The organism is Paenibacillus sp. 01T442, from assembly GCF_056398345.1.
The window spans coordinates 19,757-40,500 of record NZ_JBFTPF010000053.1 but is presented as its reverse complement, the minus strand read 5'-3'; the positions used below and the strand labels follow the sequence as shown (position 1 = coordinate 40,500).

Sequence of the window (20,744 nt, the reverse complement as noted above, 5' to 3'; positions counted from 1 at the left end):
GTCAATATGTGAGTGATAATTGGTATAGCGAATTTATTGAGGAACTGAGTGAGCGGAGCAAAGATTTTCGTGCATTTTGGAACGAGAGTGATGTCAGTTCTGCACCTGAAGTATTCATTGAATTTCGACATGCCAAGGTGGGGAAAATGTTGTTCGATCTAACGACCTTGCAGGTGCAAGGGAGAACGGATCTGAGATGCAGTGTATATACACCATCCATCGGATCTGATACCGATACGAAGATCAGACTGTTGATGAGTAAATTAGGCGAATAGGAAGCATTCGACATAACGATGCCCTTTCATAGAATATGTACATACAAGTTGAACGGATGGTATAATACGTTCACAATCAAAGCCCTGAGGTGAAGCATGAAGGAAAAGCAATTACCGAAATATCAACAATTAAAACAGGAAATTTTGACCTGGTTACATACAGGAAGGCTTAAACCGAATGATCAAATGCCATCCGAAAATGAAATTGCAGAACAGTTCCTGATGAGTCGTCAGACCGTAAGGCAGACGTTTGGTGAATTGGAGAAAGAAGGCTGGTTGTATCGGATGCAAGGCAAAGGTACTTTCGTCTCTACGCCACAAACGCAAAAATCACGCGATGTACAAACGATAGGCATCCTTACGACCTATATATCTGACTATATTTTTCCGCATATTGTTAGAGGAGCAGAGGCTACATTACGGGCGAGAGGCTATAGACTGCTGCTTTCGTCCACGGATAACGACAAAGCAAAAGAACGGGAAAGCTTGGATATGATGATGAGTCAGCCTCTAAGTGGCCTTATTATTGAGCCGACGAAGAGTGCGGAAGGCAACCCGAATCTTAGCTATTATTTGTCATTGGACTACCAGCATATTCCTTATCTCATGATAAACGAGCGATACCCTGAAATGAATTGTCCTTCTTTGATCGTGGATGATGAAGATGGTGGATTTAAGGCGGCAGAGCATTTGATTCAGCTGGGGCATCGACGGTTGGCGGGCTTTTTCAAAACAGATGATGGACAAGGTGTGAATCGGTTAAAAGGCTTTATTCGCGCGCATCATCATTATCAGGTTCCTCTGCTTCCGGAATTCGTTATTCATTATACGACGGAAGAAAAGCGGACAAAACCATACAGAATCGCGCTCGATATGCTAGAACACGGTGCAGTTGAGGAACGGCCAACAGCTTTTGTATGCTACAATGACGAACTCGCGATTCATCTTCTTGAAGCTGTACGTACAATTGGTATGCAGGTGCCACAAGACATCTCTTTAATTGGTTTCGATGACTCAACTCTTGCAACGGCAACCGAGGTGAAATTGACGTCACTTTCTCATCCCAAAACAGAACTCGGCAGCGACGCGGCGGGCATTTTAATTGATATGATTGAGAATAAGCGAGTAATCGGCAGCGAAACAGGGAAAGTGTACAAGCCAGAACTGGTTATTCGAGAGTCAACAATTCGCATTCCGTAATTTTCAAAATTGGGGTAGCCAACTTGTACGTACAAGTGTTATACTGAGAGCAAGAAACAGGTATAAATTTGAAGGAGGCTCCCCATGTCGAAGAAATATGCGATTGGTGTTGACTATGGCACGGAATCAGGACGTGCGGTTCTGGTTGATTTGAGTGATGGCACAGAGGTGGCAGATCACGTAACGCCATATCCACACAATGTTATTGATGAGAAACTGCCGGTATCCGGTGTGAAGTTAGAATACGATTGGGCTTTACAACATCCTCAAGATTATATCGATGTACTCACACAATCTGTTCCAGCAGTTGTACGTGCATCTGGCGTAGATCCAGCAGATATTATCGGCTTGGGTATTGATTTCACAGCGTGTACGATGCTCCCGATTAATAAAGAAGGTCAACCACTGTGCTTCGAACCAGCACTTGCAGCGAATCCACATAGCTGGGTGAAACTGTGGAAGCATCATGCCGCACAAGATGAAGCTACTCTCATTAATGAAATTGCAGCGAGCAGAGGAGAAGCTTTCTTACCTCGTTATGGCGGTAAAATTTCTTCGGAGTGGATGATTGCGAAAGTTTGGCAGATTTTGAATGAAGCGCCTGAGATTTATGAGCAAGCCGATCGTTTCTTAGAAGCGACGGACTGGGTTGTGTCTCAAATGACAGGTCAATCCGAGATCGTGCGCAATAGCTGTACTGCGGGCTACAAATCCATTTGGCACAAGCAAGATGGGTATCCAAGCCAAGATTTCTTTCAAGCGTTGGATCCTAGACTTGTAAATATCACAGAAACGAAGCTTCGCGGAGATGTTGTTGCCCTAGGCACAAAAGCTGGAGAACTGACAGCTGCTATGGCTGAGCGTATGGGACTCGTTGCCGGAACTGCGATCGCGGTTGGTAACGTTGATGCGCATGCGGCTGTTCCAGGCGTTGGCGTAGTTGCACCAGGTAAGCTAGTCATGGCAATGGGTACTTCCATTTGTCATATGCTGCTTGGCACAGAAGAGAAAGAAGTAGAAGGCATGTGCGGCGTTGTTGAAGACGGCATCATTCCTGGCTACTTAGGCTATGAAGCAGGGCAATCGGCGGTTGGTGATATTTTCGCATGGTATGTGGAACAAGGTGTTCCTGCTTATGTGGAAAAAGCGGCTGCTGAGGAAGGCATCAACGTGCATGAATGGTTGGAGCGCCGTGCATCCGCTTACAAACCAGGTGAAACGGGCTTGCTCGCTTTGGATTGGTGGAACGGCAACCGCTCAGTGCTTGTAGATACAGAGTTAAATGGACTTATCCTAGGCTATTCCTTGCTTACGAAACCAGAAGAAATTTATCGTACATTGCTGGAAGCAACGGCTTTCGGCACACGTAAAATTGTTGATGCTTTCCATAGCAACGGGGTTAAGGTTGAAGAATTGTACGCTTGTGGCGGTCTGCCGCAGAAGAATCATCTGTTGATGCAAATTTATGCGGATGTAACGAACCGTGAAATTAAAATTGCTGATTCGAAACAGACACCAGCGCTTGGTGCTGCGATGTTCGGAGCTGTTGCTGCAGGTGCGGACAAAGGCGGCTATGACAGCATTGTTGATGCCGCGAAGCAAATGGCACGTGTTCGTAAAGAAACGTTCAAGCCGATTGCGGAGAACGTAGCCGTTTACGAGAAACTGTACCAAGAATACAGCAAGCTGCATGACTATTTTGGTCGGGGTGACAATGATGTTATGAAACGACTTCGCTCGATTCGCGAGGAAGCTCGCCATTAATGATTAGTTAATCACTGAACGTAATTTTCAATTCAATATCCCATATCCTAGGAGGCATTAAGCCATGAACCCTTTTTCAGAAAAAGTATTTTGGTTTGTTACTGGTAGTCAGCATTTGTACGGACCTGAAACACTCCTTCAAGTAGATGAGCACTCCAAACAAATCACAGCAGGTATCGATCGTTCCGAAGCCATTCCAAGCAAGCTCGTATTCAAACCTGTTCTAACTACACCAGATGCGATTCGTAGACTTTGTCTGGATGCGAATGCAGATGATTCTTGCGCGGGAATTATTACTTGGATGCATACATTCTCTCCGGCTAAAATGTGGATCGCGGGTCTTTCGGAGTACCGGAAGCCGTTGCTTCACTTGCACACACAATTCAATCGCGATATCCCTTGGGATACGATTGATATGGATTTCATGAACTTGAACCAAGCTGCCCACGGTGACCGTGAATATGGCTTCATCGGTGCACGTATGGGAATTGCTCGTAAAGTCGTTGTCGGTTACTGGGAAGATCCAGCTGTTCTGGAGCGAATTGGTGGTTGGATGCGCACGGCGATGGGATTCATTGAAGGTCGCAATTTAAAAGTTGCCCGTTTTGGTGATAATATGCGCCATGTTGCTGTAACGGAAGGCGATAAAGTCGAAGCACAAATTAAATTTGGTTGGTCCATCAATGGGTTCGGCGTAGGTGATCTTGTACAGCGTGTCGGGGATATTTCTGAGGTTGAAGTTGATCTGCTCATGGATCAGTACAACGAAGTGTATGATATTACACCAGAAGGCCGTACTGCGGGTCCGATTCGAGATGCGATTCGCGAGCAAGCTCGCATCGAGCTTGGGATGAAAGCATTCCTCCAAGAGGGCGGTTTCGGCGCATTTACGACCACATTTGAGGATTTGCATGGCCTTAAGCAATTGCCTGGACTTGCGGTTCAACGTTTGATGGAGCAAGGATACGGATTCGGTGGCGAAGGCGATTGGAAAACATCCGCATTGCTGCGCGTGATGAAAATCATGGCGAACAACAAAGGAACTTCCTTCATGGAGGACTACACGTATCATATGGAATCAGGCAATGAGCTCGTACTTGGCTCGCATATGCTTGAAATTTGTCCAACGATCTCGGCAACTCGCCCCAAAATCGAAGTTCACCCGCTTGGTATCGGCGGCAAAGCGGATCCGGCTCGTCTTGTTTTCGACGGAGCTTCCGGCCCAGCGCTGAATGCTTCACTTATCGATATGGGCAATCGCTTCCGTTTGCTAATTAACGAAGTTGATGCCGTGCAACCGGTTAAAGCGATGCCGAAATTGCCTGTGGCGCGCGTTCTTTGGAAACCGCAGCCGTCCTTGCGTGATTCAGCAGAAGCTTGGATTCTTGCAGGTGGCGCACATCACACCGTGTTCTCTTACAATGTGAGTACAGAACAACTTGTGGATTGGGCTGAGCTAGCAGGGATCGAAGTCGTCATTATCAATAAAAATACGTCAACCTTACAGTTCCGCAATGAGCTTCGTTGGAATGAAGCGGTGTGGAAACGCTAAGTCATCCCTATATGTTAAGGACCTGAGGCCATTGCCTCAGGTTTTTCTTCACACTTCAAGGAAAGTCACATTTGTCGATATAAAAGCAATTTACGTCCATTGACTTTTTTCGCATACATGGGCTAAAGTGAAAGCATTGTGTCTGTCCAAATATTGGACAAGGATAAGTAGTTATTTAGGAGGAGAATGAAGAGATGTCTACCAAAGCATATGAAGGAACGTACAACGGTGAACAAGCGATTTGGCTGCAAGCTGGGCGTTATGAAGCGGTAGTTTTGCCAGATGTTGGTGCAAATCTGATTGCTTTCCGTGATATAGAGAAGGAATATCGTTTCTTGCGCGAACCTGCGCTGGAAGAGATGGAAGCGTTTAAAGAGCGTCCAATCGTTCATGGAATTCCTGTGTTATTCCCGCCGAACCGTTATGAGGATGGCAAATTCCCGTGGAAAGGGAACGTATTCCAATTCCCAGTCAATGAACCTAAGACAGGTAATCATCTACACGGTTTTGTGCACAATATTCCATGGGCCGTTGAGAATTTCAGCAGTGATGGCAATGAAAGTCGCGTCGCATTAGCTTTGCGAGTGCGCGAAGGGCATTCCGTTCATGAATTCTTACCTTTTGACTTTACGATCCGCTTGATTTATACCTTGAACGAGCAAGGTTTGCACCAACAGATTTCCGTTCATAATGAAGGCAATGAAGCGATGCCGTGCTTACTAGCGTTCCATACAACGATTAACGCGCCATTTGCTGTGAACAGCCAGCCTTCGGATTATACGTTCCAAATGACAATCGGCGAGCGTTGGGCGTTGAACGAGCGTATGCTGCCAACGGGTGAGTATCAAGCGCTCTCCGCGGATGAAGAGAAGATGAAAGTTGGCGGTCTATCGCCATTTTTCGAGGGTATGGATAATCATTACACGAGTGTTCCGCAAAATAGCCGCAACTTCATGGCATTGACAGATGCACGTGAAGGCATCAAACTGGTTTATGATGTAGGGACTTCCTATAAGCAATGGATGATCTGGAACAATGGCAAAACAGAAGGCTTCTTCTGCCCTGAGCCGCAAATGAATTTGGTTAATGCACCGAATGTGGATCTGCCTGCCGATCAAATCGGACTTGTTTCCTTAGAACCAGGTGAAGTTTGGGAAGAAACTGCACGATTATATACGATTAAAATCACGAAATAATTGCTACATGATTAGCAATAGGAAGCACCCCCTTTGATGCATGGAGAGAATCCGATGGGATGATCGACTTGCGAGGAGGGGGTATTTTTGAGCCAAGGAGGGGTAAGGATGGGGAAGTGGGATCACTTAGATCGCGATCAGATGATCGCCAAAGTTGAGGCATTGTTGTCTGAGAATGAGAGATTAAAGGCGGAAATCGCGCGTCTGCGCGGTATTAAGCCTCCTGCGTCGGGTTCCATGGAGAGCATGTCAACGAAGCTGAAGGAAGCTTTGAGGGAGTAATTGAAGCAATTGGATCCGAAGGAATGTGTCAGTTCGACAAAGCGAAATGGATTCGATATAATGATAACTGGCAAAAGGAGGGAACAATATGAGTGAAACGAACGTAAATGAGACTTTACCACCAAAAACGTGTTCCATCGATCGACTAGTTACGAAAGAAGCAGAAGTAAGTAAAGTGCTTGCTGGCCAAAAAACGGCTTGTCGTCGCAATGGACGTTATGCGGATATTGGTGAAACCATGGATCTGCAAGGCACATCCTTTACAGTCACCAACGTGTATCAGCAATCTTTGGGTGAACTAACACCTGAACATGCGAAACAAGAAGGTCACGAAACCGTTGATGAGTATCGCGACAGTATTCTTGCTATGCATCCAGGTATGCCTTGGCTGCCTCAGATGAAAGTTTGGGTACACGAATTTACAAAAGCCGAATAAGACAAAGAACCGTGTGGATCCTTGGATTCACACGGTTTATTCACATTACAGTTAGGATGATCAACTTGTCTTGGTATATTATCATGCTCTATATTCATATTTTCAGCGTTGTGTTAAGCATCGGCCCTTATTTCGTCTTGTTTCCTTTATTAGCACTTATTCGTAGAGCACCATTCGAGCAACTGCCTGATTACTTAGAACCGTTTCGGATTACCGTTCGATTGACGAAGCATGCAGGACATGTGTTGGTCGCGACGGGTATTCTACTGACGTGGATTACGGCCTGGAGTTGGAAAACCTCCTGGATTGTCGCGACGGTCCTGATTATGGTCGCTTCGCTATACTTCATTGCACGTGCATTCTCACCACTGTTGCGCCAGCTCAAAGCTCCGCATGAAGATCGTAATTTCCTCGTAAACAAGCTGCGTAAAGCTTTGATCTTGTATGTGATCATTACGCTTGCGATGATGTGGTTCATGGTGTCCAAGCCGACAATCTGGTAAAGAGTAAAGAACCATCAGAGCAACCTTCGAATTAGAGTTTCTAGTTTATTTAAAGCTTTCTAGCCAACATCACGACAAAATTATAAGACTTGTAAACGCAGTCCACATCTGAAAATCCGGAGTCGCGTAGCCAGCCAAGCTGCGTATCAAGTGGAGCCATTCTGTCCAGCTTCGTACGCTCATAGGCGGCTTGCAGCGCTTCTGGAGATAGATCCGTAGCTTCAATCTTGGCGACCCAATCCGATCGGTACAAGCCATCAAGGAAGGGAGTTTTTCCTAAAACTTGATCAGCATTCACGAAAACCCCGCCTGGCTTTAATAAATGAAAAATATTTGCATACAGAGCTTGCTTAGCCTCATCCTCCAAATGATGAATGGAGAGGGAGGAGATTACAGCATCAAAAGGCTCTGCATCCTCATAAGTCGAATAATCCCCGACAAGGTAAGTTACTTCGGAAGCTACAGTATCTGCAAATCTTTCTTTGGCTATATCCAGCATCCCCGTCGACAGATCAATCAAGGTTAAACGCGCCTCTGGGTACGAACGCAGCATATAGGAGGAGAAAAGTCCTGTCCCAGCGCCTAAATCAAGAATACGTGGTGCTTTCTGGTCGAATTGGACCAAAGAAGCGGCCGTATTGTAAAAATCATCGAAGCAAGGAATCAACTTTCTGCGTTGGCTGTCATACTTTTGGGCAATTTCATCGAATTTCGTTAAAATGTGATGGTTCGCGTTGTCGTTCATGTGTTTTCAGCTCCATTTCCAAACCTTGGCTTATTAGTACTATACCCTTAGTGTAAAGGGCGAATGGGAAAAAATCCAAGATGTAAAAGCACTGGAGTTATAGGTGAAAACTATTAACGATTGGATCGTTATTATTTCATTGGGTTGGTTTAAGCTCTTATCCGTCTTAACAGTACGTTTATGACTTCTGAGAATACCAGTCCAATGGCGATTGCCCCAGAGAGCAAAAAAGCTTTCGCAGCGAGCTGAACAGCGACATCGTAATGATTTTGAACGACATTGCGCATGGCGTCATATGCTAGTCCACCTGGGACTAGAGGGATAATACCAGAGACACTGAATACGATGACGGGTGTTTTATATATTTTCGCGAAAAATTGAGAAATGATCGTGACCACAAAGGATGCAATGAGCGTGGCAAGGATGGGATCCAGATACGTTTTTTGAAAAGAGAAATAAAGCATCCAGCCAATCATCCCAACAAACCCGCATTGTACAAGCGTTCTACGAGGTACATTGAAAATGATGCCGAAAGCGGACGTTGAAATGAAACTAGTTACGAGCTGTTCCAACATGTCCATACTAGAACCCCTTCCCTGGATAAAATGTCAATACAAAAGCTATTCCTGCGCCGATCGCGAATGCGGTTAAGAATGCTTCCGCACCTTTGGACACGCCCGATACGAAATGACCTGCCATTAAATCGCGCACGGCATTCGTGATGAGCAGTCCAGGCACGAGCGGCATGACGGAGCCAATGATAATCTTATCTAGATTATGACCTAACCCTGTTTTGACCGTTAAATAGGCAATAAGTCCAATGATTAATGATGCGAGAAATTCAGCGAAAAATTTGATCGGAACTAAACGATGGAAGAAAGTCAGCGATATGGTACCAGCACCACCAGCAAGGAAGGCCGGGAAGAAATCGGACCACGTCCCTTGAAACATGATGAGAAAACAACCGCTCGCAATCGCAGCTGCTAAAGCTTGTAACCACGCGGGATATCTACGTGTATCGGCACTTAGAGCCTCAAGCTCCTGGTAGGCGGCTGTCGGTGATAGCTCACCTTGACTGATTTTGCGAGAAATGGCATTCACGACCGTTACTTTCCGTAAATCCGTTGATCGCGAAGAAATGCGAATGAGTCGGGTTGTCTGCTCAGGCCCATCAATCGAGAAAATGATGCCCGTAGGCGTAACAAAGCTATGTGAATTTGGAATACCAAAAGCCTCAGCCACACGAGTCATCGTATCTTCAACCCGATAGGTTTCACCGCCGTTTTCCAGCATGATTTTACCCGCGAGTAAACACACTTGTGCGATTTCATAATTCGTCGCTGCTGGCTGCTGCTCCATGTGATCCGTATCCTTTCTGTTTTGGAATAATTGACCTAAGTATAAATCAAATTGATTGCGATTGAAAATGAGAGAAGGTAATGTAGACAGATAAGGACAAGGGACTTGGAGGAGTAGTCATGAGCTTGGAAATCAAATTGGAAGCAAGATCAGTCTATGCTTTGCGTAGTGAATCGGATGAGTAGAAACTATTTTTTAACCGATCTGGATGGAACCTTGTTGAGCTCCAATGCGAAGCCATCGGACTTTACGATACGAGTAATAACGCAAGCGCTTGAGCAGGGGGCGGTCATTAGTTATGCTACTGCACGAAGTTATCAAAGTTCGCAGGCAGTCGTGTCGGGAATTCCGTGGCGGTATCCACTAGTTTTATATAATGGGGCTATGTTGTTTGATCCGTTGGAGAAGCGGGTGCTCGGCGGGCGTTGGCTGGATTGTGAGCGGAGTAATGCAATTATTCAAATGGGTAAAAGTTTTGGAATCACACCGCTGCTGTTTGCACTCGATGAGCAGGATAACGAGCGGGTACATCATGAGAAATTGGAACGCACGGGGGATCTTCAATTCGTAGCCAGTCGGCCGAATGATCCGAGATTTCGAGAGGTGGATGAGCTCCACAGTACGCAAACATTGCGAACGCTAATTCTGACATATATCGGACTGTTGGAGGAGCTTCTTCCTTTGAAAACTGCGGTTCAGGAAATGTTGGGTTCTGAGGTTCATATTCATTTGATGAAGGATAATTATATTGCTGGGCATTATTTCCTTGAATTCAGTCATCCCGAAGCAAATAAGCAGATGGGTCTGCGATTATGGGCTGAGCTCGTTGGATGCACGTCCGAGGATGTGACGGTATTCGGTGATAATTTGAACGATACGGGCATGTTTCTTGAGGCAGGCCGTAAAGTTGCGGTGGCGAATGCGCATCCAGAGATTTTGCTACTGGCTAATGAGATCGTCGTGAGTAATGATGAGGATGGCGTAGCTGTCTATATCGCTGCCTGTATCGATGGAACGCATGTGAATGAGGTAGGGTAAGTTGTGGGAAGGTGAGTAGAATGAGTGATTTGGGAGGGGATTATTCTATGGCGCGATACGTCGCTATGCTGCGTGGAATCAATGTGAGTGGTCAGAAAATTATTAAAATGGACAGGCTTAGGCAACTCTTCGAATCTATGGCATTCACGAATGTGAGTACCTATATTCAGAGTGGGAATGTGATTTTTGATGCTGAAGAAGTAGATGCTGCGACCCTTCGAGATCGGATCGTACATGAGTTGAAGGAACAGCTGACGTTTGATATACCGGTCATTATTCGCACCCCTGCGGAGCTGCAAGAGGTGGTGCAAGACACACCATACCCAAGTGTGAATGTGGATGCGAATGAACAAAGATACGTTACCTTCTTGTCGCAAGCTCCGACGGATGCGGGGCTTGCTAAGCTAGATGCTGCGCAGAGTGAAGTGGACGAGTACTGCGTCAAGGGATTGACCGTGTATCTGCTTATTCGCAAAAACTATGGCGACTCCAAATTCAGCAACAACTTCATAGAGAAGAAGCTAGGGGTGTCTGCGACCACCCGGAATTGGGAAACGGTGAATAAGTTGATTCAATTGGCGGGGGAAGAGGGGAAGTAGGCTACTCTTTAAAGGCCGCGCTGCGCACGCGTAAGTCGAAAAAATCGACTTAGAGAGCTCCAAAGGCTGCGCTGCGCGCGTGTAAGTCGAAAAAATCGACTTAGAGAGCTCCGAAGGGCGCGCTGCGCGCGTGTAAGTCGAAAAAATCGACTTGCAGAGCTCCAAAGGGCGCGCTGCGCGCACGTAAGTCGAAAAAATCGACTTGCAGAGCTCTGAAGGGCGCGCTGCGCGCGCGTAAGTCGAAAAAATCGACTTAGAGAGCACCGAATGCCGCGCCGCGCACGCGTAAGTCGAAAGAATCGACTTAGAGAGCTCCGAAGGGCGTGCTGCGCACGCGTAAGTCGAAAAAATCGACTTGCAGAGCTCCGAAGGGCGCGCTGCGCACGCGTAAGTCGAAAAAATCGACTTAGAGAGCTCCAAAGAACGCGCTGCGCACGCGTAAGTCGAAAAAATCGACTTACAGAGCTCCAAAGGCTGCGCCGCACATGTCCGTCTACTCCCCCAGGCACCCATTAATCCGAAATCGCCGAATTAATCTCAATGTTCGCGTCATTAAATCGTATTTAGTCCGAAATTGCCAAACTAAATCGCTCCAAACAACCCTCACGCGTGGAAAATGGCCAAATAGTTCGGCGGAATCGGACTAATGGTCATTTTTTACTAGTAATCTTCGTTTTAGTTCGGAGATATCGGACTAACGCAGCTCCCAGTACATCGCTAACGTTATCAACAGTGATAAAGTGTTGATAAATCGCTAATGTACTTGGGATTTTTTGCATATTCGCAGCGTCGATGGGGGAGCCTTAGGAGATCAATCAGTGAACATTCATGTTCATATAGAGGTAGGCGACCTAAGATGAACCTTTGGAAGAACAAGAAAGCCCGCGCAGCGTTGCTGCTCGCGGGCGTCCTCCTGGCGTGCTTCGCCACGCCAGCGAAGGCCAAGCACGGGGTCGCTATCCCCGTGCTGAACTACCACAGCATCGGGGTGGACCCGGGGAACACGTACGTGCTCCACCCCGATACGTTCGCGCGCCAAATGGACTATTTGGCCGCGCATCACTACACCCCGATGACGCTGGCCGAATTCACCAGCGTCATCATAAACAAAAGGCCGTCACCGGCTCACCCCGTGCTGCTCACGTTCGATGACGGCTATGCCAATAACGCGGAGGTGGCGTTGCCTATCCTCCAGCAACACGGCTTTCCGGCGACGCTATACTTGTCGACGGGCCTTGTCAATACGCCAGGTTACCTTACCTGGCCACAGATCAAACAGCTGAGCGCAGCAGGTTGGGATATTGCGTCACACACCGTGACGCACCCGCATCTGCCCAAGCTTAGCAAAAAAGCGCAGCGCGAAGAGATACTAGCTGCGCGCGCCAAGATCGAGCAAGAGCTGGGGAAACCAGCGAATACGTTCGCTTATCCGTACGGCGAGTACAACCGCAAAACGCTCAGAATTTTAAAGAAAGCCCATTTTAGCTATGCTTTCACCACGCAGCCAGGCTGGGCTTCGTCCGACCAACCCCCGCTGGAGCTGCATCGCATTGTCGTAGACAGCCAAAAACCATTCGAAGACTGGGTGCAGCAATTAACCGAAGCGACGTCCTMGTAAGCGAGATTTGGTATATCCCTTGCTTTTGTATCGATTTTACCAAGCATTTCAAGTGGATTTATGAACACTCCGTGTTTAATAGTGGATTTACCCAAATTTTTGAGTATAATCGTATATAGAGATGATAAGCACTCTCACTAAAATGTGTCGTTTAAGGAGTCGTACAATGTCAAAAACACTTATTTTCGGACATAAAAATCCGGACACTGATTCAATCACATCCGCAATTGCTTATGCAGCACTGAAAACAAAATTAGGACAAGAAGTAGAAGCAGTTCGTCTAGGCTCCATTAACGGCGAAACGCAATTTGCACTTGATACGTTTAAAGTAGCAGCTCCACGTGAAGTTCAAACTGTTGCGAACGAAGCAGCCCATGTCATCTTGGTTGACCACGTTGAGCGCCAACAAAGCGCTAGCGACATCGATCAAGTACGTGTAGTGGAAGTCATTGACCACCACCGTATTGCTAATTTCGAGACGAGCCACCCGCTTTACTACCGCGCAGAACCGGTTGGCTGCACAGCAACGATTTTAAATAAATTGTACAAAGAAAACGGTGTTTCCATCGATGCTGACATCGCTGGTTTGATGCTTTCTGCTATCATTTCTGATTCTTTACTATTCAAATCCCCAACTTGCACGGAGCAAGACGTTGCTGCTGCGCGTGAGCTAGCTGCAATCGCTGGTGTAGATGCTGAAGTGTATGGCTTGAACATGCTGAAAGCAGGCGCAGATCTAAGCGACAAAACTGTGGCACAGTTGATTTCATTGGATGCCAAAGAATTCCAAATGGGCAGCTATAAAGCCGAAATTGCACAAGTCAATGCGGTTGATGTGAACGATGTTCTATCCCAACAAGCTGAAATCGAAACGGCGCTTCAAGCGATTATCGCTGAGAAAAACCTAGATTTGTTCTTATTTGTTGTAACAGACATTTTGAACAATGACTCCGTAGGTCTTGCTCTTGGACGTAAAGCAGACGCAGTTGAGAAAGCTTACAATGTATCTCTTGTTGATAACAAAGCGGTACTTAAAGGCGTTGTTTCTCGTAAATCACAAATCGTACCTGTGCTTACAGACATTTTCAACAACCTGTAGGATGCATACATTCACGCATTATCGAGCACCGTTCATTCAATGAACGGTGTGTTTTGGTTATACCGATAACTTTTGGTATGATAAGAGGATACTTTGAGAAAGAGGAGGCAATAAACATGACAAATCACATCCATGAAGTTCATTTAGATAAAGCGACGTTTGCAGGAGGTTGTTTCTGGTGTATGGTGACGCCTTTTGAGTCACTGCCGGGCATTATTTCTGTTGTTTCCGGATATATCGGTGGGCACACGACCAATCCGACGTATAAAGAGGTTTGTTCCGAGACAACAGGGCATGCGGAAGCTGTGCAAATCACATTCGATCCTGAATTGTACCCTTATGACAAATTGCTTGAAACGTACTGGCGTCAAATTGATCCGACCGATGCTGGCGGACAGTTTCACGATCGAGGATCATCGTATCGTACGGCGATATTTGCCCATAGCGATGAGCAGTTCGCCAAAGCTGAGGCGTCCAAACAAGCGCTGCAGGACAGCGGTCGATTCGATCGTCCAATTGTGACGGAAATTGAGCGGATTGATGCGGAAGCATTTTATCCAGGGGAAGAGTATCATCAAGATTATCATCACAAAAATCCATCTCACTACAAAGCCTACCGTAAAGGTTCAGGGCGCGATGCGTATATCTCCCAATTTTGGAACACAGCGAAGGATAAAGAAGAGCGCAAGAAAGCACTCACACCTCTGCAATATGAGGTAACACAGAATAATGCGACTGAGCGTCCTTTCCAGAATGAATTCCATGACTACAAAGAAAAAGGTCTCTACGTGGATATCGTTTCAGGAGAGCCCTTATTTACCTCTTATGATAAATTCGATTCAGGCTGCGGCTGGCCAAGTTTCACCAAGCCCTTATTCGAAGGACATGTGAAAGAAGTAACAGATACAAGTCATTTTATGATCCGTACAGAAGTACGAAGCACAGAGGCGGATTCGCATTTGGGTCACGTTTTTAATGATGGTCCAGGTCCGAATGGTCTTCGGTACTGTATCAATTCAGCTTCATTGCGATTCATTCCACTGGCTGACATGGAGAAGGAAGGCTACGGCGCTTATCTTCGATTCTTCGACCAGAAGTAAGGCTATATTGGTAAGTCTCAACCGTTCCCGCATACATATAACTATGGCGCGTTGAAACGGAGGAGTTGCCATGGTCGTATCACCGGATCTGCGAGATCTTACCTGTGTCATTGTGCAGGGAGTGAAGTTTTTTGAGCTGGTCGCTGAGCCAGTTGTGCAAGAAATTCTCCCGGGCGTGTTCATGAAAGGGTGGGGCTACAACGGCAGCATCCCAGGGCCGACGATTCGCGTGTTTCCCGGTGATTGGGTGACAATTCGTGTACACAATCGGCTGCCGGAGGCTACAAGTGTGCACTGGCATGGGCTCGATGTGCCGAATCGCATGGACGGGGTACCGGCCGTTGAACCTTCGCCTTATATCGAACAAGGCCAGTTTTTTGACTATCATTTTCAAATTGTTAATCCACCAGGTACACATATGTATCACACCCATGTAGACGCTGCTTTTCAAGAATTAATGGGCTTAGGTGGAGGCTTTATCATTGAGGATCCCTATGAATACAGTGCCCAGCGCGATTATTTCATTATGCTGCAAGAGTTTCACTTAAAAGGCATGGAAAAAGGCGTGGTGAAGACGGGGCAATTTGAGCTGGATACAATGTCGGATGGTTTTAACTTTTTTACGATGAATGGTCGCTGCTTTCCACATACAACTCCGTTACCCGTCTGTTATGGAGAGGAAGTGCGCATTCGCTTTGGGAATATCGGTATGAATGCGCATCCGATTCATTTACATGGGCACCAATTCTKGGTGGCAGCAGCAGATGGGAACACGATACCTCATTTCAACAGAGAACTGCGCAACACGATACTTGTGCCTAGCGGAGTCACCACCGATATTGAATTTTCAGCGCAAAATCCCGGCGTTTGGCCGCTTCATTGTCATATGCCGCATCATACATCGAATAACATGACGAAGCCGACAGGTGGCATGTTCACGGTCGTTCAGTATGTGTAGGAGAGAATGGCTATAATTATTTTATCCTCGGATGCCCCTTGACGTTGACCTGCTTGAGTAGGTATTATGAGTTCCATAATCACATATGAAGTTATKATCAAAGACATGATTTTCATCACGAACTGCCCAGAGAGAGAAGTACTAGCTGAAATCTTCTCCTGTTGCCGGTTGAAAATTACCCCTTTGTAGCTGTGACGCTGAACCTACTGCGAAGTAACGCAGGGAAATAAGTGAAACCGATTTATCCTCGATACCGGATACTAATAAGGACTTGCACGATGGGAGTCGAATTAGGGTGGAACCACGAGCTGAACGCACTCGTCCCTTTCTGGGAGAGATGCGTTTTTTTGCGTTCACAAAAATAAGGAAAAGGAGGAAGGAAGGCATGGATATTGAAGTAATTTTGCCAGATGGAACTAGTAGGAGGTACGTACAAGGCACGACGGTTGAACAAGTTGCTGATTCGATTAGTGTGGGGCTGAGAAAGCAAGCCATCGCGGGCAAAATGAACGGCCAATTGGTCGATTTACAGCAACAAATTGAAGCGGATAGCCACATCGAAATCGTCACTTTGGAAAGTGAGCAGGGGTTAGAGGTTTATCGTCATACCACAGCACATGTACTCGCACAAGCACTTAAACGCATCTATGGCGATCAGGCCATTAAGCTGGGTATTGGACCTGTCATTCAGGATGGTTTCTACTATGATATCGATATTGAGAAACCATTATCAAGTGATGATCTAAGAGCGATTGAAGACGTGATGAGTCAAATCATTCAGGAGAACATTCCGGTTACTAGACGAGTCGTCGGCCGAGAGGAAGCATTGGACATTTTTGCAAAGTTAAAAGAGTCCTATAAACTTGAGCTTATCCGAGATCTGCCAGCAGACGTGTTGATTTCGATCTATGACCAAGGGGAATTCTTCGACCTATGTCGAGGTCCTCATCTCCCTTCAACTGGACGGATTAAGGCTTTTAAACTGCTCCATGTAGCAGGGGCGTATTGGCGTGGTGATGCGAAGAACCCTATGTTGCAACGGATTTATGGCACAGCATTTCTGAAGAAAGCGCAGCTCGATGACCATCTTCATAGGCTCGAAGAAGCGAAGAAACGTGACCATCGTAAGCTCGGAAAAGAGCTTGAACTCTTTATGTTCTCGGAAGAAGCGCCGGGCATGCCTTTTTATTTGCCGAAGGGGATGATTCTGCGCAACGAACTTGAGAATTTCGCTCGAGAGCTGCAGCGTCTTAGAGAATATGATGAAGTGCGTACACCTCTGATGATGAATAATCGCATGTGGGAGGAATCGGGGCATTGGGATCATTATAAAGACAATATGTACTTTACGAATGTTGACGAGACAAAGTTTGCGCTGAAACCGATGAATTGCCCAGGTCACATGTTGATTTATAAAAATAGTCTACACTCCTACAGGGAATTACCGATTCGCCTTGCAGAATTTGGTCAAGTTCATCGTCATGAGTATTCGGGAGCGCTGAATGGAATGATGCGTGTACGTACTTTTTGTCAGGACGATGCCCATCTATTCGTTCTGCCAGAACAAATAGAGGATGAAATCGGCCGAGTCATTGAGCTGATCTCACATGTCTATCACGTGTTTGGTTTCGAATATCGGATTGAGCTTTCGACTAGACCAGATGATTATATGGGTTCAAGTGAGCTCTGGGATCAAGCGGAGAAATCGTTGCAGCATGTTTTGGATAAAAGAGGGATCGCGTACCGCATTAATGAGGGGGATGGCGCTTTCTATGGGCCCAAAATCGATTTTCACATCCTCGATGCTTTGAAGCGGAGCTGGCAATGCGGAACGATCCAATTGGATTTCCAAATGCCGGAAAAATTCGATTTAACGTATATCGGGGATGATAGTCTCAAACATCGGCCAGTCRTCATTCATCGAGCCGTATATGGTTCAATTGACCGCTTTATCGGGATCTTAACGGAGCATTATGCTGGAGCTTTCCCGTTGTGGCTGGCACCTGTTCAAGTGAAATTGCTGCCAGTTTCAGATCACTACGTGGATTATGCCTTCCAAGTGAAGAAATCGCTTGAAGAGGCAGGCGTACGGGTGGAAGTGGATGCGCGGGCTGAGAAATTAGGATATAAAATTCGTGAAGCCCAGCTAGACAAAGTCATGTACATGTTCATCCTAGGTGAAAAAGAACAAATCTCCGGCAGTGTCTCCATCAGAAAACGGGGAGAGGGTGATCTTGGAATAAGATCGCTGCCGGAGATTAAGGAGCAAATCAAGTCAGAAATTACGGCGAAGCAGTAACGCGATTAGTTTTCGTACCAAGGATTCAAATGGATCAGAACTTCATCTACGTCACTATGCTGATCCATAATGGATTTCTTGATGGCACGTGAAATGTCATGCCCTTGTTGGATGGTCAGTTCGCCAGGTACTGAAATTCGAGCGTCTACTAGAATATAATGTCCGTGCTCTCTCGCACGAACACGATCAATACGTTTCACACCAGGAACCGCTTCGATCAACGCCGTATATTGCGAAAGCATGTGTTGATCGACGGTTTTTTCCATGAGAATATCAAAGGATTCTTTGGCCATTTCGATGCCTAGTTTCAAAACTAGGAGAGATACAATAACGCCTGCCGCAGCATCACCATAGGCTAACCAGTGAATGTCATAGGCTTTACCAATGAAAGCTAAGCCAATACCTACAACAGCTGCTAGTGAGGCATAGACATCGGCAATATGATCATGGGCTGTCGCAATTAAGCTTTTGCTGTTCGTACTACGTCCGATCCGCATGGTGTATACATAAAGAAGATATTTCCATATCACAGAAACGGCTGAAGCGATTAAGGCGATTAGACTTGGGGCACTCGGTTCATGGAATAAAGCCGCAACTGCGTGGTATCCGATATAAAGTGCAGCTGTTACAAGGATGAAAGCAACAAAGCCTGATCCCAGTACTTCAGCTTTACCGTGTCCATAGGGATGATCTTCATCCGCTGGGAGCTTGGAAATCCGCATCGCACTTAGTGCGGCAATGGTTGCAATAATGTCTCCTGCGTTATGGACGCCGTCTGCCATGAGTACTTCACTATTAAAGATAAGACCGATAATAATTTTGATAATCGTTAATAAAATGTTACTGATGAKGGAGAGCCAAATGGCCCAAACCGATGACTTGTTGTCGACGTGCATGAATGATGACCTCCTGCAGAAGTGTTTCCCGAAGGAAAAAAAATCCCTCRACCTAAGGTCGGGGGATTGGGCTGATATTTTTAAATAAATCTAGTAAACTATCAATAAATGGCATATTCAACACTTCACTTTTCACAAATATCTTTGTATAATACCACACATAATGAGAAATCACAAACCTCCAAATGTCTTGGAAAGGAAGTCGAGTGGCATGCGCGTACATGAATTTAAGATTACAAAAGATTTAGAACGAAGCGATTTATCTGGTATTTCTGTGAAATCATCTCATTTTATTTCAGATGTCACGCTCGACTTTCAGTTTGATGATAAGCACCATAAAGTTGATGTGAAAAGTGTATTAGGTATGCTTTTAGTCCCCATCAAGGCAGGCACGACACTGCGTTTGCTCACGAGAGGAAAAGATGAGGAAGAGGCCATGCATTTTATTTTTGATTTATTTCAGATCTTTTGTTAACTGCTTGTTCGTATGCGCTTTCAGAGTGCAGAATTGCATTGTTTTGTGACAAGATTGGATAGCGCGTTGACACGATAAAAGAGGTAGAATAGCAGATATAAGCGGTGTGGAGACACGCTAGAAAAAGCTGTTGGAGGTCATTTATCGATGAGTAGCTATCGCGTGGTTATTGTTGGGTGTGGCGGTATGGCCAATGTATGGGTTGAAAATATGAAACAAAGACATGAGTGCGAAATTGTGGCGCTTGTTGATATTAAAACGGAGTTCGCGCAAGCGATGGCGGAGCGTCATGAGCTAACTTGTGGTGTGTATACGGATGTTGAAGCAGCTATTCGTGACAATGAGGCCAATCTGGTATTGGATATTACGATCCCAGCGAGTCACTTCCAAGTTGCAAGCACCGCGCTTCGCAATGGGTGTGATGTGCTCGGGGAGAAACCGATGGCAGCTACGRTGGACGAGGCTAGGGAGCTTATCCAGATAACAGATGTCGCAGGAAAGTCATTGGCTGTTATGCAAAATCGGCGGTATGACGCGAATATTCGCGCCTTTCGCGAGCTGATCCAATCCGGAACGATTGGTCGTGTAGGTTATGTTGGTGCGGACTTCTTTCTGGGGCCGCATTTTGGGGGCTTTCGCGATGCGATGGAAAGTCCGCTCATTCTAGATATGGCGATCCATACGTTCGATCAGGCTCGTTTTCTTACAGGGGCAGACCCCGTTTCGGTGTACTGCCAAGAATGGAACCCGCCCGGCTCCTGGTATGCCGGGAATGCCTCCGCGATCTGCATCTACGAGATGTCAGACGGCTCTGTGTTCTGCTACCGTGGCTCCTGGTGCGCGGAAGGTGCGCCGACCTCCTGGGAGGCGGATTGGCGCGTGACGGGCGAGCAGGGCACCGCTCTGTGGGACGGAGCGGGTGCGCCGTACGCGGAGGTTGTGGCTGCCGGCACGCAAGACGGCAAGTTCCTTCGTGAGTTCACGCGCGTGGACGCGGACGTGAACTGGTCTGGTCGCAGCGGCCATGCCGGCTGCTTGGACGAGATGTTCGCGGCGCTGGCCGAAGGCCGCCGCGCGGAGACCGATTGCCGCGACAATATCAAGAGCATGGCGATGGTATTGGGCGCGCTGGACAGCGCGAAGCTGGGCCAGAAGGTCGACCTGCGCTCGTATTGGAGCTGAGCAGCGTAACTGCGAAGCATGATAAAAGCCAACAATTCACACCAAGTGTGGGATTGTTGGCTTTTCTGTGTGTAGCAAGTTAGACAAAGTAGCAGGAAAATCAGGTTAGAGTAGCAGGTTAGTCAAAGTAGATCATTTTCCAGTTGATGCCATTCGAGTGGGGCTACC

At 46.6% G+C, this 20,744-nt stretch carries 21 protein-coding genes; 17 read left to right on the top strand and 4 right to left on the bottom strand.

Going from position 1 to position 20,744, the window contains the following annotated elements; genetic code table 11:
- From AC1DLM_RS26810 to AC1DLM_RS26775, 8 genes are all read left to right on the top strand, one after another.
- Nucleotides 1–275: MmyB family transcriptional regulator (locus tag AC1DLM_RS26810; protein ID WP_477571665.1), on the top strand; the 275-nt coding region annotated here is incomplete at its 5' end.
- A 96-nt stretch (nt 276–371) separates the two neighbouring features.
- A complete protein-coding gene (locus AC1DLM_RS26805; RefSeq protein WP_441991921.1) occupies nt 372–1,475 on the top strand; it encodes a GntR family transcriptional regulator in 1,104 nt (367 codons plus the stop codon).
- Between the two features lie 84 nt (nt 1,476–1,559).
- Nucleotides 1,560–3,239: a ribulokinase gene (locus AC1DLM_RS26800; RefSeq protein ID WP_441991922.1), complete on the top strand. Its 1,680-nt coding sequence runs from the start codon at nt 1,560–1,562 to the stop codon at nt 3,237–3,239.
- A gap of 64 nt (nt 3,240–3,303) precedes the next feature.
- Nucleotides 3,304–4,791 (top strand): L-arabinose isomerase, encoded by a 1,488-nt coding sequence (gene araA, locus AC1DLM_RS26795; RefSeq protein WP_441991923.1) that lies wholly within the window; start codon nt 3,304–3,306, stop codon nt 4,789–4,791.
- Nucleotides 4,792–4,985: 194 nt separating this feature from the next.
- Nucleotides 4,986–5,987, top strand: a complete 1,002-nt coding sequence (locus AC1DLM_RS26790; protein ID WP_436244343.1) for an aldose 1-epimerase — start codon at nt 4,986–4,988, stop codon at nt 5,985–5,987.
- Between the two features lie 108 nt (nt 5,988–6,095).
- Nucleotides 6,096–6,269, top strand: a complete 174-nt coding sequence (locus AC1DLM_RS26785; RefSeq protein ID WP_441991924.1) for a hypothetical protein — start codon at nt 6,096–6,098, stop codon at nt 6,267–6,269.
- Between the two features lie 88 nt (nt 6,270–6,357).
- Nucleotides 6,358–6,705: an ASCH domain-containing protein gene (locus AC1DLM_RS26780; protein WP_441991925.1), complete on the top strand. Its 348-nt coding sequence runs from the start codon at nt 6,358–6,360 to the stop codon at nt 6,703–6,705.
- 56 nt (nt 6,706–6,761) lie between these two features.
- Complete coding sequence (locus tag AC1DLM_RS26775; protein WP_436244968.1) at nt 6,762–7,208, top strand: hypothetical protein; 447 nt, start codon at nt 6,762–6,764, stop codon at nt 7,206–7,208.
- 49 nt (nt 7,209–7,257) lie between these two features.
- Here AC1DLM_RS26775 and AC1DLM_RS26770 read toward each other — a convergent pair whose 3' ends face one another.
- From AC1DLM_RS26770 to AC1DLM_RS26760, 3 genes are all read right to left on the bottom strand, one after another.
- Nucleotides 7,258–7,953, bottom strand: a complete 696-nt coding sequence (locus tag AC1DLM_RS26770) for a class I SAM-dependent methyltransferase (protein WP_441991926.1) — start codon at nt 7,951–7,953, stop codon at nt 7,258–7,260.
- Nucleotides 7,954–8,102: 149 nt separating this feature from the next.
- Entirely contained in the window at nt 8,103–8,534 is a 432-nt protein-coding gene (locus AC1DLM_RS26765; protein WP_441991927.1) for a threonine/serine exporter family protein, read from the bottom strand.
- A gap of 1 nt (nt 8,535) precedes the next feature.
- Nucleotides 8,536–9,312, bottom strand: a complete 777-nt coding sequence (locus AC1DLM_RS26760; RefSeq protein ID WP_441991928.1) for a threonine/serine exporter family protein — start codon at nt 9,310–9,312, stop codon at nt 8,536–8,538.
- Between the two features lie 177 nt (nt 9,313–9,489).
- Between AC1DLM_RS26760 and AC1DLM_RS26755 the strand changes: the two genes are divergently transcribed.
- The 7 genes from AC1DLM_RS26755 to thrS all read left to right on the top strand — a co-directional run bounded on the left by AC1DLM_RS26755 (nt 9,490) and on the right by thrS (nt 18,023).
- On the top strand, nt 9,490–10,350 hold the full coding sequence (locus AC1DLM_RS26755) for an HAD-IIB family hydrolase (protein ID WP_441991929.1): 861 nt from the start codon (nt 9,490–9,492) through the stop codon (nt 10,348–10,350).
- 47 nt (nt 10,351–10,397) lie between these two features.
- On the top strand, nt 10,398–10,949 hold the full coding sequence (locus AC1DLM_RS26750; protein WP_441991930.1) for a DUF1697 domain-containing protein: 552 nt from the start codon (nt 10,398–10,400) through the stop codon (nt 10,947–10,949).
- 856 nt (nt 10,950–11,805) lie between these two features.
- Nucleotides 11,806–12,567, top strand: a complete 762-nt coding sequence (locus AC1DLM_RS26745) for a polysaccharide deacetylase family protein (protein WP_477571664.1) — start codon at nt 11,806–11,808, stop codon at nt 12,565–12,567.
- A 166-nt stretch (nt 12,568–12,733) separates the two neighbouring features.
- The gene (locus tag AC1DLM_RS26740) at nt 12,734–13,666 is read left to right on the top strand and encodes a manganese-dependent inorganic pyrophosphatase (protein ID WP_441991932.1); all 933 of its coding nucleotides are present in this window, start codon (nt 12,734–12,736) and stop codon (nt 13,664–13,666) included.
- 116 nt (nt 13,667–13,782) lie between these two features.
- Nucleotides 13,783–14,766, top strand: a complete 984-nt coding sequence (gene msrB, locus AC1DLM_RS26735; RefSeq protein WP_441991933.1) for a peptide-methionine (R)-S-oxide reductase MsrB — start codon at nt 13,783–13,785, stop codon at nt 14,764–14,766.
- A 70-nt stretch (nt 14,767–14,836) separates the two neighbouring features.
- Complete coding sequence (locus AC1DLM_RS26730; protein ID WP_477571663.1) at nt 14,837–15,724, top strand: multicopper oxidase family protein; 888 nt, start codon at nt 14,837–14,839, stop codon at nt 15,722–15,724.
- A 385-nt stretch (nt 15,725–16,109) separates the two neighbouring features.
- Entirely contained in the window at nt 16,110–18,023 is a 1,914-nt protein-coding gene (gene thrS, locus AC1DLM_RS26725; RefSeq protein ID WP_477571662.1) for a threonine--tRNA ligase, read from the top strand.
- A gap of 5 nt (nt 18,024–18,028) precedes the next feature.
- Here thrS and AC1DLM_RS26720 read toward each other — a convergent pair whose 3' ends face one another.
- Nucleotides 18,029–18,919, bottom strand: a complete 891-nt coding sequence (locus AC1DLM_RS26720) for a cation diffusion facilitator family transporter (protein ID WP_477571661.1) — start codon at nt 18,917–18,919, stop codon at nt 18,029–18,031.
- Between the two features lie 211 nt (nt 18,920–19,130).
- Here AC1DLM_RS26720 and AC1DLM_RS26715 point away from each other — a divergent pair, with 211 nt between their 5' ends.
- Complete coding sequence (locus AC1DLM_RS26715) at nt 19,131–19,394, top strand: HPr family phosphocarrier protein (RefSeq protein ID WP_441991937.1); 264 nt, start codon at nt 19,131–19,133, stop codon at nt 19,392–19,394.
- A gap of 147 nt (nt 19,395–19,541) precedes the next feature.
- Nucleotides 19,542–20,576: a Gfo/Idh/MocA family protein gene (locus tag AC1DLM_RS26710; RefSeq protein ID WP_477571660.1), complete on the top strand. Its 1,035-nt coding sequence runs from the start codon at nt 19,542–19,544 to the stop codon at nt 20,574–20,576.
- Nucleotides 20,577–20,744 lie beyond the last annotated feature (168 nt).